General features: G+C 63.9%; 10 protein-coding genes. 2 read left to right on the forward strand and 8 right to left on the reverse strand.

Annotated features, from left to right (window positions below):
* The first annotated feature begins 16 nt into the window (after positions 1-16).
* On the forward strand, positions 17-5062 hold the full coding sequence (locus HWQ56_RS14420; RefSeq protein WP_176570925.1) for an RHS repeat-associated core domain-containing protein: 5046 nt from the start codon (positions 17-19) through the stop codon (positions 5060-5062).
* Positions 5063-5210: 148 nt separating this feature from the next.
* Positions 5211-6767, forward strand: coding sequence for a sensor domain-containing diguanylate cyclase (locus HWQ56_RS14425; RefSeq protein ID WP_176570926.1), 1557 nt, complete (start codon positions 5211-5213; stop codon positions 6765-6767).
* A 6-nt stretch (positions 6768-6773) separates the two neighbouring features.
* Here HWQ56_RS14425 and HWQ56_RS14430 read toward each other — a convergent pair whose 3' ends face one another.
* The 8 genes from HWQ56_RS14430 to HWQ56_RS14465 form a co-directional block, all read right to left on the reverse strand.
* Positions 6774-7481 carry a metallophosphoesterase gene (locus tag HWQ56_RS14430; protein ID WP_158153142.1) on the reverse strand — a complete coding sequence of 236 codons (708 nt, stop codon included), beginning with the start codon at positions 7479-7481 and terminating at the stop codon, positions 6774-6776.
* A gap of 79 nt (positions 7482-7560) precedes the next feature.
* A complete protein-coding gene (locus HWQ56_RS14435) occupies positions 7561-7776 on the reverse strand; it encodes a TOBE domain-containing protein (RefSeq protein WP_008370939.1) in 216 nt (71 codons plus the stop codon).
* A 211-nt stretch (positions 7777-7987) separates the two neighbouring features.
* A complete protein-coding gene (locus tag HWQ56_RS14440) occupies positions 7988-9787 on the reverse strand; it encodes an ABC transporter ATP-binding protein (RefSeq protein WP_176570927.1) in 1800 nt (599 codons plus the stop codon).
* Between the two features lie 234 nt (positions 9788-10021).
* A complete protein-coding gene (locus tag HWQ56_RS14445) occupies positions 10022-11194 on the reverse strand; it encodes an acyl-CoA dehydrogenase family protein (protein WP_245217753.1) in 1173 nt (390 codons plus the stop codon).
* A gap of 17 nt (positions 11195-11211) precedes the next feature.
* Positions 11212-12921: a dipeptide ABC transporter ATP-binding protein gene (locus HWQ56_RS14450; RefSeq protein WP_176570929.1), complete on the reverse strand. Its 1710-nt coding sequence runs from the start codon at positions 12919-12921 to the stop codon at positions 11212-11214.
* Positions 12918-13775: an ABC transporter permease gene (locus tag HWQ56_RS14455; RefSeq protein ID WP_176570930.1), complete on the reverse strand. Its 858-nt coding sequence runs from the start codon at positions 13773-13775 to the stop codon at positions 12918-12920. The genes HWQ56_RS14450 and HWQ56_RS14455 overlap by 4 nt, the downstream gene beginning before the upstream one ends.
* Positions 13772-14755 (reverse strand): ABC transporter permease, encoded by a 984-nt coding sequence (locus HWQ56_RS14460; RefSeq protein ID WP_176570931.1) that lies wholly within the window; start codon positions 14753-14755, stop codon positions 13772-13774. The genes HWQ56_RS14455 and HWQ56_RS14460 overlap by 4 nt, the downstream gene beginning before the upstream one ends.
* A complete protein-coding gene (locus HWQ56_RS14465) occupies positions 14752-16386 on the reverse strand; it encodes an ABC transporter substrate-binding protein (RefSeq protein WP_245217754.1) in 1635 nt (544 codons plus the stop codon). The genes HWQ56_RS14460 and HWQ56_RS14465 overlap by 4 nt, the downstream gene beginning before the upstream one ends.
* Positions 16387-16389: the final 3 nt, after the last annotated feature.

Below are 16389 nucleotides of genomic sequence, written 5' to 3' on the forward strand. Positions count from 1 at the left end.
CTTAGAGGACACGGACATGAGCCTCCCCGTATCATCCGCCTCGCCGAGTATTCTCGCCACCGGCCAGATCCACTCAGAAGCCTATAATTTCCTGAGCAGTATCCAGGCTGGGGTCGACCCACGTACAGGTGCGTTCACCGCATCGATCACGCTGCCCCCTGTCGCCGCCAACGATTTGCGCGGGCCCCTCGTTTCTCTGGACTTGAACTACAGCCCGCTGTCGGCCGGCAACCAGGGCTTTGGCAAAGGTTGGAGGCTGGTTACCAGCTCGTGGGACAGTGCCAGCCAACACATTCAATTAGCCTCTGGGGAACGCTACCGCACCCAGTTCAGCGGCAATACCCTGATTTTTCCGGACGTTCCTCTGCCTGCGGTGACAGCCATAGTGGAAGGTGGCGTTATCTGGCTACGGTACCGCGACGGGGTTACCGAACGCCTGGAGCCCTTGCCCGGCGACAGCGGGGCTTGGGTGGTGACCCATATTGCTGCGCTAGACGGAAGTGCCGTCACGCTGCGCTGGACCGCCGTGGGCGCTGTCGCGCGCCTCCTGGATATCGTCGATGCACAAGATCGCCAACTCCTTGCGGTGCAATATGACAGCGAAGTATTCACCCAAGTGACGGCCATGCCTGGCACGGATGCCGAGGTCGTCATGACGTTCATGCAGGTGAACGGCGAGCTGCGGCGGGTGTGTGTAGACGAACTGGCTACCGACTGCTGGCAATTCACCTATGACTCCACGCTTCACCCTGGCCTGATGCTGCTGACCAGCTGCATGCAACCGACCGGCTTCAGGGAAGAGGTGCAGTACGACGTGCAAAACGGCCTGCGCCTGCCGGAAGGCGCGCCTTTGGCCACCATGCCGGTGGTCAGCCGCAGCGCAAAGATCACCGCCCCTGACGAGCCCATTCTGTACACGACCTACCGGTTCGACCTGCACGGCACCACCAATTACTTTGGTTGGCCGGTGGTAGAGCGTTGGCAAGACTATGCCGACAACCTCTACCACCACACCGATGAGCATGAGTTCATCTATGGCAGCGTCGAGACCCAGCTAGATGCGCAAAACAACCTGTTGGGCGAGGTCAGCCGTAGCTTCAATCGCTTTCACTTACTGATCCGCGAGCGAAGGGTGCAAGGTAGCGCACAGGTCGATACCGTCACCCACTACTATGCACGCCCGGATCTGGCTGTAGGGCAACAGGTGCCCTATTTCCTCTTCCCTCGCCTGGTCATAACCTCCAAAGCGTACCTGGACGAACGTAACCAGCCGATCCAGGCAATAACCACCACGGAGGAAACCCGTTATGACGACGAGGGCAATACGGTTTGGCACCGCGACGCCATCGGCACCGTAACCACCACCGAGTACTACCCGGGTAACGGTGAAGGGGACAATTGCCCCGCTGACCCACTGGGCCGGGTGTTGCGGGCAAAGACGCAGACCACCACACCGCCCCCCGGTACAGAGGGGCCCATCAAGCAAACCCGGTATCAGTACCGCGAACTGCCAGCCAGGCATGATGCCCCTGATTTCGTCCTGCCCCGTTTCATCACCCGGACAGCAGAGATTATCTATCAGGTCGAGGGCGACACGCTGACGGAACGGGTGCGGACCACCGATCAGCACATCGATGCACCAACAAGCCCCTACCACGGTCGCCTGCTATCGAGCACCCGGCTAAAAGACGGTCGGCAAACATTAACGGCCTATGCGTACGACACCACCACCGCGCATAGTGCCGACGGTACTGAAATACCCGTACTGCAAACCACCGCCACCCTGACGGGGGGCGACGGTACATGGATCACCACCTGTAATACGCAAAGCCTGCACACTGGCCAGACGGTGACTCATCAAGGCGACAATGGTGTGGTGGTGGCTTCAGCGTACGACACGTTAGGTCGTCTTACCCGGGAGTCGGTAGCCCCCACCAGTCTTTATGAGGCGTCGGTGAAGTGGGATTACAGCTGTTCGATCGCCAACAGCTGCCGCATTCGTACGTCCTCCACCGGCCGGGTTCGCCGGCTATGGTATGACACCATGGGGCGCGAGCTGCGAGAAGAAGCCCAGGATGACAGGGGCGGCTTCTACACCACCCGTTCAATCAAGTACGACCTTCTGGGCCAGAAGGTCAGTGAGACAACCTGCGATCCAGGTAACCCAGAGCTTGCGGCGTTGGTCCTGACCACCACCATGACGTATGACGACTGGGGGGAAGTGTTGACGACAACAGGCCCGGATGGCGTGGTCAACCACACGGTGAACAATCCCGTTTCGCTCACCGGTACTTCCTGGGTCACAGGCACCAATGGCCAGGATGGTATGCGCACCGTGACGACATACTCGCTGGCCGGCGACGTACTTGAAGAGCGGTTATTCGATGGCAATGGGCAGCTCCACCGGCGCCTGACCTGGTCCTACGACGGCCTCGGCCGTTGCGTCAGCAAGGTTGACGCCATGGGCGGGGAAACGCGCCAGGCGTGGGACGTGTTCGATCGCCTGGTCCTGACCCATCTGCCCGATGGTACTCAGGTGCACCGCACCTATGCACCCGGTCACGAAGACCTGGTTGCCACCATTGCCGTTAGCCACCCGTCGCTGGAGGGGGGCGCCGTTGTACTGGGCGAACGCCGCTACGACGACATAGGTCGCCTGCTTTCTGAGCGTACAGGCCAACGGACAACCCGGTGGACCTACCAACCCGGCAACCTGGATCCGGTTACCACGATTCTACCCAACGGTACGGAAGTGACCACTGAGCGCATTCCCGAACTCAGTAACGCCCTTGCCTCGATGCAAGCAGGGGATATCTGGGTCAGAAACGAATACGACCGGGTGCGGGGCCTGCTGACGAAATCCGAAGGCAACCTGGGGCATAGCACCCATGCCTGGTCCTTCTACGATGCGCCGCAGCGTTCAGACTATATCTGGACCGGTGATAAGGAACGCTCACAGGCGCAATGCAACACACCTGGGCAGCGGACTTCATCCCGGATCGATGCGGACGGTTCGCACACGTTCTTCAGCTTCGATGAGTACGGCAGGCCAAGCGAGCAGCGTGATCCCGACGCCACCGTTACCCTGGCCTATGACGCCTTTTCCCGTATTCAACGTCAACGCACGACGGCAACGGATGGAAGCCGCGAGATCGACGTTAATCTGACCTATGATGCACTGGGCCAGACAGTGCGCCAGGAAACCCGGACGCGTACGGGTAGCCAGACGGTACACCAGACAGAAGCACTGACATGGCGCCAGGATGGCAAGCTTCTGTCACGGATTCGTTCGGTCGATGGCACGCCTGTATTGACCGAGACCTTTGACTACGACGAACGCGGACGGACTGTCCTGCACAGGGCAGCGGGTACCCAATTACCCCAGGATGCTCATGGGCATCGCTATGTCGAACAGCGTTTCCAGTACGATGCGCTGGACAATATCCGCCGGCTCGATACCGTGCTGGCTGAGGGTGGCCTCACCAACATCACGCTCTTCGAATTCGGTGCCGATGAGCCCACCCAACTGGTTCGTGTCACCCACAGCGATCCCTCCTACCCTGCCCCGCTGGCCTTGTCGTATGACGCGTTGGGCAATCTGTCGAGCGACGAGCAAAAACGCCCGCTCCGTTATGATGCGCTCGGTCGGCTGACAGCCGTTACGTTGCACGATGGCTCAGAATGCCTGTGGCAGTATGGCCCGGGTGGAAATGTCGTCATGACCCATGATCAGGTTGGGCCTCGGTGGCGGTACTCAGTCGGTGATGTGGTCAGTTGCGAGTTGGCAAGCGACGTGGAGACGCGCTGGGTATATGCCGGCGCGGTACCGGTGGCGGAAAGCCGCCTGGCCGCTTCAATTCGTTCGGTCACTTTACTGGGTACCGATGGCCAAGGTTCAGTCACCACTGAGTTGGACGGTTCACTTCGCCTGCTGGAATACAGCGCGTATGGTTCCGCGCCCCAGCACGAACACCACACTCGGCTCGGGTACACGGGAGCGTTGCGTGAACCAGGGGTGGGCTGGTATTTGCTGGGGGACTATCGGGTTTACAACCCGGCCCTGATGCGTTTTCACAGCCACGATAACCTGAGCCCGTTCGACGAGGGCGGGCTGAATGGATACGTCTATTGCAGCAGTGACCCGATCAACCGGGTCGACCCCAGTGGCCACGCCTGGTACGACTGGATACTACCTGCCACCGGTCTCGTGCTCGGTATCGTCTCGTTCGGTACGGCAGTGATTCCCTTCATGGCAGCCACGGCGGCGATCTATGCCGGAACCGCCGCCGTGACTGCCAGCTATGTGGCCTTGGCTGGTAGCGCCGCCCTGGCGACGACCTCATTGGGAACGGGTTTGGCCTCTACATTTCTTCAAGCCGACGGAAACAGCAAAGCGGCCATGATCCTCGGTATCGTCAGTACCGTCACTGCTGTGCTTTCCGGTGGGATGAAATCGGTATCCGGCAGGCTCGCCCCTGCGGCGAAGGCGACACCGGGTCAAGTCGCTAGGCGCGCTACGCCACCGACGCACTCGGTCGTTAAGGAGTCCGCGGCGCCGAAAATATTCAGGACCCCCCCTCCCGGTAGCAATGTGGCAAACCCAGGTGTTTATCCCAATAATGCATTTACAATCCCCGCACACCAACTTCAATACAACCACCTCATGGCCATTCACCGCGGAGTTCCTGGCACCTTTGACAATATACGTGCCATTAGCGCCGCTAATCCTCTTCCACTTCCCAGTGCACCTCCTGTACCGGCGAGCTACGTAACATTTGCTAATACGGGTAATACCCCGGTCCAATTTTATCGCGCTGATCCGCGCTATGTAGAAGAGCTATTGCGAATTGGTGCCAATAAACACCCTATCTATACGCCAGCTCGCCTAAACGCTTTAGGGAATCCTCGTGACCATTTGCTTTCAACGACCCAGGAAGTCCGAGACAAGGTATTCTCTAGGGTCTTCCCCCAGTCCGTCAGCCCCGATCAAGCGCTGGCAATGCGGCGAGATATTCAGGTCTACACGAAAATACTCAGGGCGGAAGAGGCCGCAGTTCGATAGACCTGATAATGAGCCTACCAAGCGCAGGGGGGTGGATGAACCATTCCCCCTGCCGCTCATTTTTAAACGCGGTCGGTTTTCGCGGCCCAGATGGCTTCGATTGCAAGCTACACTCATGAGCACGCCCACTTAATATCCCCGGTCGCCGATGCTGGACAACCTGCAGCAGCGCATCATCACCAAAGCCCGCCCCTCGGCTCAACGCCTGGCCGTTGGCTTCATGGCCCTGGTGCTTCTGTCATTGCTGGGCCTGGACGCCTGGCAAATCTGGACCGCCCGCGACCATGTGCTGCGCGAAGCCCACACCGACACCAACAACCTGGCGCGCTCCCTGGCCCAGCACGCCGAAAGCACCGTGCAGGAAGCCGATACGGTACTCAGTGACCTGGTAGAGCGCGTACAGGTCGACGGCACCGGCCCTGCGCAACTGGCCCGCCTGCACCGGCTGATGCAGACGCGCACCCATGAACTGGCCCAACTGCACGGCCTGTTCCTGTACGACAAAAATGGCAACTGGCTGGCCACCGCCAATGACGTCGACCCCCAGGGCGTCAACAATGCCGACCGCGAGTACTTTCAATTCCACCGTTTCAACCGCAGCGCAGCCGTGCACATTGGCCCGGTAATTCGCAGCCGTACCAACAACCAACTGGTCATTCCGGTATCCCGGCGGGTCGACGCCGCGGACGGCAGTTTCGCCGGGGTAGTACTGGCGACCCTGGACCTGGAGTTCTTCAACCGTTTCTATCAGTCCTTCGACCTGGACCACCAGGGTGTGATCCTGCTGGCCCTGAGCAACGGGACCGTGCTGGCCCGGCGGCCTTTCGACGAACATGTCATCGGCACCAGCCTGGCCCGTGGCCGGGTGTTCAGTGAGCTGCTGCCCAACCAGCCGGCCGGCAGCAGCATGATGCCTTCGCTGATTGATGGGGTGGCTCGCCTGTTCAGCTACAAGGCGTTGGACAAATACCCGCTGGTCGTCGAGGCAGCCCAGTCCAAGGACGCGATCTACGCCACGTGGTACGCGAACCTTGCGCGCTCGATCGTGTTTCTCTTGTTGGTGGGTGGTGCGTTGTCGGTGTTTGGGGTGATTCTGATTCGCGAGATCCAGCGCAGCCTATTGACCGAGGCCAAGCTGCGCAACGCCCACGCCGCGCTGGAGATTTTGGCCATGCAGGACGCGCTCACGGGGTTGGCCAACCGCCGCCAATTGGACGCCGCCCTACCCCATGAAATTGGCCGCGCCCGCCGCAGTGGCAAGCCACTGGGGCTGATCATGATCGACGTCGATCATTTCAAGCGCTTCAACGACTTGTATGGGCACCCCGCCGGTGACCAGTGCCTGTGCGAAGTGGGTCGTGCGGTGCTCGATTGCGTGGGGCGCAGTACCGACCTGGTGGTGCGTTACGGCGGTGAGGAAATGCTGGTGCTATTGCCTGAAAGTGACTGGGCTGGCACGTGGTTGGTGGCCGAAAAGATCTTGCACAACGTGCGCGCGCTGGCGATCCACCACGCGGGCAATGATGGCGGCCTGGTCACGGTGAGTGCCGGCGTGCACGTGTGGCTGCCCGAGGGCGGCGAAACCCACCCGAACGCGCTGGTGCAGGCGGCGGATGACGCGCTGTACAAAGCCAAGAGCCACGGCCGCAACCGGATGCACCCGCCCCAGCAGGTGCGGCACGCCCAGAGCGAGGCCACCCTGTGAGGGGGCTCAGCCGACCGGCCGTTCCGGCACGCTGACCACTTCCAGGGCTTCCAGCTCCATCAAGGTGAAATAGCCTTCGCTCCACCCCGCCGTGTCGATGTGCCACACGTTGCCCAGGCGACGTGCACGGCGCAGGGGCGTATGGCCGACAATGACCGCGCGAACATCGCGAATGCCTGAGCCGTCCCCGCGTTTGATCCGCTCCCGCGACCACTGGCAACCCTCGTCGGTGTAGGTGTCGGCCGGCCAGCGGTGCTGCACGAATTCACGCAACTGTCGCCACGTGGGGTACGGGCAATCGGCGTGCACCATCCCGATCAGTCCCCGGGAGGTCTCGACCTCCATGGCCACCGGCAGTTGCGCGAAACGCTGGGCGTACAGGCGTTGTTTGTCCGGGCTGGCGTCCAGGAACCAGGCGCCGCCGCTGGCGCGGTACATGCGTTCATCGACGCTGATGCGGGCGTGGTGCTGTATAGCCAGGGCTTCATGGTTACCCTGCACGGCGAAAAACCAGGGGCGGTCGAGCCACTCCAGGCATTGTTCGCTTTGCGGGCCGCGGTCCACCAGATCGCCGACGCTGAACAAGCGGTCGACGGCAGGATTGAAACCGGCACTGTCGAGGGCCGCTTGCAGGCGCTCGAAGTGGCCATGAATATCGCCCACGGCAAAGTCGCGACCCTTGAGGTTTCGCGGATGATGGGCAAACTTGTTCATGGCATCTCTCCTTTGCCGGCTGCACCACGATCTTCTGCCCGTGGCGCCGCGCGGTCAATGGATAGCGTACCTGGCAGGCTCAGAGCTTGGCGATGGAGACTTCGGTGGATTTGACGAAAGCGATCACTTCACTGCCCACTTTCAGCTCCAGTTCATGGATGGAGCGGGTGGTGATCACCGAGGTCACGATGCCGGAGGCGGTTTGCACGTCGATTTCAGACACCACCGGGCCTTCGATGATTTCCTTGATCACGCCTTTGAACTGGTTGCGGACGTTGATGGCTTTAATGGTCATGGCACGGTTCCCTTGTGATGAAAGCTGCGGCCAGTGCCGCGATAGGTTTACTGTGCCCGAGGTCATTTAAAATCAAAAGGAATTGATTGTGCTTTTGATATTCCTGATCTGCATAAGCCACGTAGCAGCGGACCTGGCCGCGTCGGGGTACATGGGGTATGCGGATAATGCGCGGCGTTCGTGACGCGGCCAGGTCCGCTGCGACGGGCGATCATGCCGGCTCTTCCTGGCGGCTCCACAACCGAAAGTAATGCCCCCGCCGCCGCAGGAGTTCGTCATGGCTGCCGTCTTCCACCAACCGCCCCTGGTCCATCACCAGGATACGGTCCAGGTGCGCCACGGTGGACAGGCGGTGGGCCACCACCAGCACGGTCTTGTCGTCCATGATCTCATCCAGCTTGTCCTGGATAAACCGCTCGGTGATCGAGTCGAGGCTGGAGGTGGCTTCATCCATCACCAGGATCGGCGCGCCCTTGAGAATCACCCGGGCAATGGCGATGCGCTGGCGCTGGCCGCCGGACAGTTTCACGCCGCGTTCACCTACCAGCGAGTCGTAGCCGTGCTCCATCTGGCCGATGAAGCCCTCGGCGCCGGCCCGGTGGATGGCGGCGTGCAGTTCTTCGTGGCTGGCGTCGAGGCGGCCGTAGTGGATGTTTTCCCGGATGGTGCGGTGGAACAGCCCCGGTTCCTGAGGGATCAGGCCTATCTGGGCATGCAACGAGTGCTGGGTGACCTGCCGCACGTCCTGGCCATCGATCAGCACCGTGCCGCCCTGCACGTCGTACAGGCGCAGCAGCAAGCTCAACAGGGTCGACTTGCCGGAGCCGGAAGAACCCACCAGCCCTACCCGCTGGCCAGCCGGGATGGTCAGGTCGAACCCTTGGAAGATGGGCTGCCCAACGCCGTAGCCAAAGGTCACCTGGCGAAATTCGATCTGCCCGCGCTTGACCTCCAACGGTTGTGCCTGGGCACGGTCGGTGACTTCGTGGGGGCGGGTCAGCGTACGTACGCCGTTGCTGATGTTGCCGGCCGCTTCGAAGAAGTCTAGCAGCCGCCGCGCCAGGTTGGCCACGTCGTTGACGATCAGCAATGAAAGGCTGGTGGCCATCACGAACCCCGCCACGTCCACGCGCTGTGCTTGCCACAGGTAGAGGGCCAGCAGCACCATCCCCAGCTTGAGCACCACGCTCAGGCCGGTGAGCAGCCAACGGATCTTCTCCATGTAGATGAACGCGCGGTAGGCGGCCTTCATCTCACGGTTGAGGAATCCGTTGAGGTAGTCGTATTCGAAGGCGTGGCGGGCGAACAGGCGAATGTTGGTCAGGTTGCTGACCGCGTCCACCACTTTGCCGTTGCAAAGGCTGCGGGCCGCCGAAAACTGCTGTGCCAGCGGCTGGCTGCGACGCGCCAGCCAGTAGCTGACGGCGATGAACAGTAGCGCCCACGCCAGCATGAACTCGCCCAGCACCGGCGCGGCCAGGTACAACAGCACCACGGAGACGCTGAGGGTGACCAGCACCGGGATTAGGTCGAACAGCACGATGGCGATCGCCATGTTGACCCCTAGCGAGACCTCCGAGACCCGATGCGCCAGGGCGCCGGCGAACTCGCTGCTGACGAAACGATGGGAGTGCTGTTGCAGGTAGGCGAACAGCGTCTGGGTGACCGCCCGGCGCTGAATGGGCACCACGTGGATATGGCAGCCGTTGCCGATCCGCATCATCAGCATTTCGACCACCAGCAACGTACCGAACAGCAGTAACGGGGTGCGCAGCGCCTCGACAGCCTGGTCAATGGCTGGCAGGCGGCTGACCAGCCCGGTCAACTGGCCCAGCCCCCAGGGAACCAGGATAGTGCACACGGCCGCGCTAATCTGTAGCAACAGGATGGCCAGGTACCAGCCCTTGAAACGCCGAAGGAACAGCATGACGAAGGCCAGGGGGGTATCCGGCAGGTGTTCGATCTTCCAGCGCGGGCGAGGGTTTTCGGGGGTTGTGGTGCTCTGAGGCATGGTGTGGCGCTTCCTTGGCGGGACATCCGGGGGATAAGACGGCCTCCATGACAATCATGAAATGTGCCAGACCTGGTACATACGTACCTGAAGAACCTGGGCCTGCAGATCGCCTGACGTGACGCGGCGTCCTTTTCCCGAGCTTCGCCCGGTCCCAGAGGCAAGCCCCGCCAGAGCGGTGTGACCGGGCGCCAGCTCGGGAAGCAGGCGCCGCGGTGCTTCAGCATGAGAGATTTAGAACAGCCCGGAGGTGGGCGGTGGCGTGCCTTTCAGTGCCCAGGCGCCCACCGCCGCGGCCTTCCAGTCGCGTGGGTTGTGGTTGGTCACGGTGCGGGCGTTGCGCCAGTGGCGGTCCAGGTTGTGCTGGCGGCTGGTGGTGGACGCACCGCCCACGTCGAACACCCGCTCGGCCGCCTTCAGTGCGCTGTCTGCCGTGATGAACTGCGCCTGGGCCACTTCCACCGCCGCCTGCTCCACCAGCGCTGGATCCTGCCCCGCCGCCCAGGCGCGGTCGATGGTGTCGGCCGCGCGCAGCACCACCGCTTCGGCGGCATAGGCGCGGGCCGCGATCTCGCCAACGCTCAATTCCACGTACGGGTCGTCCACCGAGCGGCTGGCGCTGCTGTGCTTGATCGGCCGGGCGTGGTCGCGCGCGAAACGCACGGCGTCATTCAGGGCATTGCGGGCAATACCCGCCTGCACCGTGGCCAGGAACAACTGCAGGAATGGCGTGACGATGGTGCGGGTACCCTCCTGCACCGTGCGGGCGCGAAGTTCGTCCGGGTAGACGATGACGTCGTCCAGGCGCGTGGTGCCGCTGGCGGTCAGGCGCTGGCCCATGGCGTCGAAGTCGTCGAGCAGCACCAGGCCCTGGCGGTCGCGTGGCAGCACGAACGACCGGGGCTGGTCGTCTTCGTCCAGCGCCACCACACTGATCCAGTCGGCGTACAGGGCACCCGTGCTGTAATACTTGCTGCCAGTAACCCGGTAGTGATCCCCCTGGCGCACGATGCGCGCACTGATGGCGCCGTTGGCGCCGCCCACTTCCCAGCCGGCGTTACCCAGCACGGCGCCGTCCAGGTAACGGGCGAACCAGCGGTCACGCTCACTGCCGGCATCGTCTTCGGCACCGGTCAGCAGGCCTTCCAGGAAGGCCAGGCCAGGGCGTAATGCCTGGGCGGTGTTGGAGTCGACGCTGGCCACCGCCAGCAACACTTCGATCACGTCACGCACCGAAGCCCCCGGGCCTCCGGCGGCCTCAGGCACGCGCAGGGTGAACAGCCCGGCCTGGGCCAACGCTCGCACCGCCTCATAGGGCAACTGACGGTCACGCTCGCGAGCAGCAGCGCCCGCTTCGATGTGTGGAAGCAGCGCGTAAATGCGGTCTTTCAAGGCCTGTACAGACATGGTGACTCCTGGGCGATTCAAATGGCGATTTTCCATAGGCGCGACTCATCGAAGAGCCACAACGGGTTTTCCGCTTCCACCGGCGGTGCCTGCCAGGCCACCCCGGCACCGGGCAAGCGCGGCACGGCGGCCAGCAGGCGGCGGGTGTATTCCTGGCGCGGATGGTCGAACACTTGGTCGACGCTGCCGCTCTCCACCACCTGGCCGTGGCGCATCACCACTACCTGGTCGCTGACATGGCGGATCACCCCCAAGTCGTGGGAAATGAACAGGTAGGCCAGGCCCAGTTCGGCCTGCAGGTCGGCCAGCAGGTCCAGCACCTGGGCCTGCACCGACACATCCAGCGCCGATACCGGTTCGTCGCAGACGATCACCTTGGGGTTACTGGCGATGGCACGGGCAATGGCCACGCGTTGCCGCTGGCCGCCGGACAGTTGCAAAGGGCGACGGTTGGCCAGGGCGGCCGGCAGGCGTACCTGGTCGAGCAGGCGGGCGACCCGTGCCGCTTGCTCGGGCGCCGCCACGCCGGCAACGTCCAAGGCATCGGCGAGGATCTGGCCGACATTCCAGCGGGGGTCGAACGAGCTCAGCGGGTCTTGGTAGATGACGCTGATGTCGCGCCGACGCAAGCGTCGCCGTGCCTCGCTGACCGCCCCCTCGCCCGTGCCGTTCCACGGCTGGCCGGCGAAGGTCACGGTACCGGCATCCGGGGTCAGCAAGCCGAGGGCGATGCGCGCGGCCGTGGTCTTGCCTGAACCGGACTCACCGACTATTCCCAGGGTCTGTCCGGCATGCAGGACGAAACTGACGTCATCGACCACCTGGCGCACCTGGCGGTCGGGGCCCTCATAGCGCTTGCCCAGGCCTTTGGCCTGCAACAACGGCTCGCCCACCGCCGGCGTCCGCACCCGTGGGGCCGGCCCGCCGCCGGGTGACAGCCGCGTGCCACGCTGATGTTCGCCGGGCACGGCGTCCAGCAGTGCCTGGGTATACGGGTGGCTGGGGGTGCGCAATACCTGATCGATGGGCCCCTGCTCCACCACCTCGCCATGGCGCAGCACCAGCACTTCATCGGCCAATTGCGCCACCACTGCCAGGTCGTGACTGATGATCACCAGTGACGCCCCGCGGGCCTTGATGCCCTGCAGCACTTCCAGTATCTGCGCTTGCACCGTGGCATCCAGCGCAGTGGTGGGTTCGTCGGCGATCACCAAACTGGGGTCCAGGGCCAGGGCGCTGGCAATCAGCGCGCGTTGGCGCAAGCCACCGGACAGTTGGTCCGGGCGCTGACGGGCACGCAACTGCGGCTCGGGTACACCCACCTGGGTCAGCAGCTCGTGCACCCGCGCCTGGCGGCTGGCCGCGGTGCCCCACTGATGGGTGCTCAGGACTTCGAGGATCTCCTTGCCCACCGGGCGCAGCGGGTCCAGGGACACCAGGGCGTCCTGCAGCACGAAGCCAATGTCGCGCCCACGCAGGCGTCGCCAGTGGCGTTCGCTCAAGGCCAGCAAGTCATGATCCCCGTAACGCAGGGTGCGTGCGCTGATCTGCGCGCCGGCACCGGCCAGGCCGATCAGGCTGCGCGCGGTCACGCTCTTGCCCGAGCCGGACTCGCCCACCAGCGCCAGCGTCTTGCCCGGTGCCAGGGTGAAACTCACATCGCGGACCACAACGTGGTCACCGAAACGGATGGACAGCCCCTCGACGGTCAACCTCTTCTGGCTCATGACAGGCGGCCCTCCAGGCGTTGTTGCAGGTAACGGCCCACCACGGTGGTGGACAAGGTGGTCAAGACGATGAACAGCCCGGGCACGAAGGTCAGCCAGGGGGCGTTGACCACGAAGTCGCGGCCCATGGACAGCATGGTCCCCCACTCGGGTGCGGGCGGCTTGGCGCCCAGACCCAGGAAACTCAGGGCCGAAGCCCAGACAATGGCTTGGCCCACGCCCATGGTCATGGTGACCACCAGCGGGCGCAGGGCGTTGGGCAGCAACTGGCGCAGGATGATCCGCGCCGGGCGGTGGCCCAGGGCGCGGGCCGCCTCGATATAACCGGCATTGCGCACACTCAGTACCTGGCCGCGCACCATGCGTGCGTAGCCCGGCGCGCCGCCGATGCCGGTGGCGATGATCAACGGCCCGATACCGCTGCCAAATACCGCTACGAACAGCAGGGCCAGTACCAGGCTGGGAAAAGCGAACAGCACTTCCAGCAGCCAGCCGATGGCGCGGTCGGTCGCGCCGCCCAACAGACCGCCGAGCAGCCCGAGGCTGATGGCCACGGCCATGGCCAGCGCGGTGGCGGCCATGCCGATCAGCAGCGACTGGCGGGCACCGAAGACGATGCGTGCATAGATATCGCGGCCCGATTGGTCAGTACCGAACCAGTGCGCCCAGCCAGGCGCCTGGAACGCGTCCCGTGGCACGATGGCCAGCGGATCGCTGTGGCTGAACAGGCCCGGGGCCAATGCCGCGGCCACCAGCCAGGCCAGGAACAGACCTGCCAGCAAGGTGCCCCAGCGCGGGGTGAAACGGGGCTGGGCCAGGTCCAGCGCGGGGGCTTCGAGAATCAGTTGGCTCATGGGCGTTGCTCCACCAGGCGTGGGTCGATCCACTCATACAGCAGGTCGACGAGAAGGTTGGCCAGCACATAGCCGGCCGCCACCACCAGGCTGATGCCGATGGTCAGGGGCAGGTCCTGAGCCTGCACCGCCTGGTACAGCTGGCGGCCCAGGCCCTTGCGGGAAAAGATCACTTCCACCACCACCGCGCCGCTAATCAGCGCGCCGATGGCCCAGCCCGACAGCGACACCCCTGGTAGCACCGCATGGCGCAGGGCGTGCCTGAACCGCACCGCCAGGTCACTGAGGCCACGGGTGCGGGCCGTCAGCACGAAGGGCTGTTCCAAGGTGACTTCCAAGGTTTCGCGGGTCACCTGACCAATGAAACCGGCCAGTGGCAGGGCCAGCGCCAGTGCCGGCAGCACCAGGGTGGCGATACCGTCACTGCCTGCCGGCGGGAACCAGCGCAGGCCGAAGGCGAACACCGCCAGCAACATGATCGCCAGCCAGAACTGCGGCAGCGCCGCCGACACGGTTTCCACCAGCGAGCCCAACTGGCTCAGCCAACCCTGCCGGCCAGCGGTCACCAGGGTCCAGGCGAGCACCAGCGCCCAGGCCAGCAACAGGGCGACCACCACCAGCTCCAGGGTCGCCCCGCTCTGCTCGGCCAGCACCTGGGTCACGGGCTGGTGGCGCGAATAGGAGACGCCCAGGTCGCCCTGCACCAGTCTGGCCAGGTACAGGCCGTATTGCACAGCCAGCGGCTTGTCCAGCCCGAACTCGCGGGTGGCTTCGGCGATGGTCTCCGGGGTCGGGTTGCCGCTGGGGCCACCCAGGATGGCCAGCACCGGGTCACCCGGCATCAGCCGCAGGGCAAAGAACGTCAGGGTGGCCACGGCCCACAGCACCAGCACGGCACCGCCCAGCCGCAGCAGCGCCCGCCGGCCCAGGTGGGCCAAGCGCTGACGGCGCGGGTTTTCCAGCGTCACGATGGCATTCATTTGTTCACCCATGCGTCATAGAGGTAGGTCACGGCCAGGGAGGGCTCGATGCGCACGCCCTGGGTGGTCTTGTAGATGCCCAAGCGTGTGCTTTGCGGGTAGGTGGTCAGTTGCAGGTAGTTGCGGCTGGCAATCGCCTGCGCCTGGTAATACAGGGCCTGGCGCTGTTGCGGGTCCTGGGTGGCCAGGGCGCCCTCCAGCGTCTGGTCGAACGTCTTGTCGTCAAAGCCTGCGGTGTTCTGGTGGTACCCGCCTACACCCGCCGGTTGCAGGAACTGCGAGCTGAAGATGATGCGCAACACGTCGGCGGTGTTGGTGTTCCAGTACTCGGGAATGACGTCGTAGTCCCATTTGGCCTGGTGGTCGGTGGCCTGCACCGCACTCATCTGGTCGATCAACACCTCGAAGCCCACGGCGCGGGTGGTGGCTTGCACCTGTTCCCACAGGGTCTGCTCCGAGGGCGGGGTTTCGTTGCTCATGATCACGTGCACTTGCAGGCGCTGGCCGTCCTTGGTGCGGTAACCCTGGGCGTCGCGGTGGGTCCAGCCGGCCTCATCCAGCAGGTGGTTGGCCCGGGCCGGGTCATAGTCCTGCGCGTGCTCGAAGTCAGCGCTGTGAAAGCGCGTGGCCGAACTCAACGGCGCCCCGGCCCGCGGAAACTCGCCGAAGTACACGCTCTTGAGCGCCCCCTCCACATCGGCGCTGCGCACAAACGCCTCGCGCACCCTCACATCGTTGAAGGGTAGCCGGCGGGTGTTGAGGGTGCCGTTGGTGGGGTTGCCGGGGCGCAGGGCAATCATCAGGCTCAGGTCCGGGTTGTGCCGGGCCGCCGCGTGCGATTCGGGCGGCAGCGCCTCGATCACGTCCACCTCACCGGCCTGCAGCGAAGCAAAGCGTACCGATGGCTCCGGAATGAACTTCCACACCACCCGGTCCAGGTAGGCTGGCCCTTGATGATGGGCCGTGGGCGGCGCCCAGTTGTAATCGGGGTTGCGCACCAGTTCAACCTGGCTCTGGCGGTCCCACTTGACCACCTTGAACGGCCCCGACCCCACTGGCGACTGGCAATTTTCGTCCCGCGAGCGCAGCAGCGCGGTGGGCGACTCGATGCCCAGAAACCCTTGCGCCAGTACTTCCAGGAACGCGGCATAGGGTGAGGACAGGTGCACCACGGCAGTGTGCTCATCCACCACGTCCGTGCTCACGTACTGGCGGATATAGCCCCCCGCCGTGCTGGACTGGGTCTTGGGGTTTGCCATGTGGTCGAGGTTAGCCTTCACGGCGGCGGCGTTGAACGGCGTGCCGTCGGTGAAATGCACGTCATCGCGCAAGTGGAAGGTATAGGTGGTGCCGTCGGCGGAGACCTCCCAGCTTTTAGCCAGCCAAGGGCCGATCTTGCCGTTCTCGTCCATGGACACCAGCGAGTCCAGGTATTGCTGCCCCACGAACACCTGGGGCATGTCGCCGGACACGTGGGGGTCCAGGCAGGTGGGCTCGCGGTCGGTGGCATAGACCAGCGTGCCGCCGCTGACGGGCGTGGTGCTGCGCTGTGCCACTGGGGTACTGCGGTCGCACGCCGCCAGCGCCACGCACAGCGCCGCCAGGGTGAAAGTCTTGAAGGTTGGATGCACGGG

It is taken from the genome of Pseudomonas eucalypticola, assembly GCF_013374995.1.
Lineage (GTDB): Bacteria > Pseudomonadota > Gammaproteobacteria > Pseudomonadales > Pseudomonadaceae > Aquipseudomonas > Aquipseudomonas eucalypticola.

Coding starts and splice junctions, on each gene's coding strand:
- HWQ56_RS14420 (WP_176570925.1), top strand. CDS start 17: ATGAGCCTCCCCGTATCATCCGCCTCGCCGAGTATTCTCGCCACCGGC.
- HWQ56_RS14425 (WP_176570926.1), top strand. CDS start 5,211: ATGCTGGACAACCTGCAGCAGCGCATCATCACCAAAGCCCGCCCCTCG.
- HWQ56_RS14430 (WP_158153142.1), bottom strand. CDS start 7,481: ATGAACAAGTTTGCCCATCATCCGCGAAACCTCAAGGGTCGCGACTTT.
- HWQ56_RS14435 (WP_008370939.1), bottom strand. CDS start 7,776: ATGACCATTAAAGCCATCAACGTCCGCAACCAGTTCAAAGGCGTGATC.
- HWQ56_RS14440 (WP_176570927.1), bottom strand. CDS start 9,787: ATGCCTCAGAGCACCACAACCCCCGAAAACCCTCGCCCGCGCTGGAAG.
- HWQ56_RS14445 (WP_245217753.1), bottom strand. CDS start 11,194: ATGTCTGTACAGGCCTTGAAAGACCGCATTTACGCGCTGCTTCCACAC.
- HWQ56_RS14450 (WP_176570929.1), bottom strand. CDS start 12,921: ATGAGCCAGAAGAGGTTGACCGTCGAGGGGCTGTCCATCCGTTTCGGT.
- HWQ56_RS14455 (WP_176570930.1), bottom strand. CDS start 13,775: ATGAGCCAACTGATTCTCGAAGCCCCCGCGCTGGACCTGGCCCAGCCC.
- HWQ56_RS14460 (WP_176570931.1), bottom strand. CDS start 14,755: ATGAATGCCATCGTGACGCTGGAAAACCCGCGCCGTCAGCGCTTGGCC.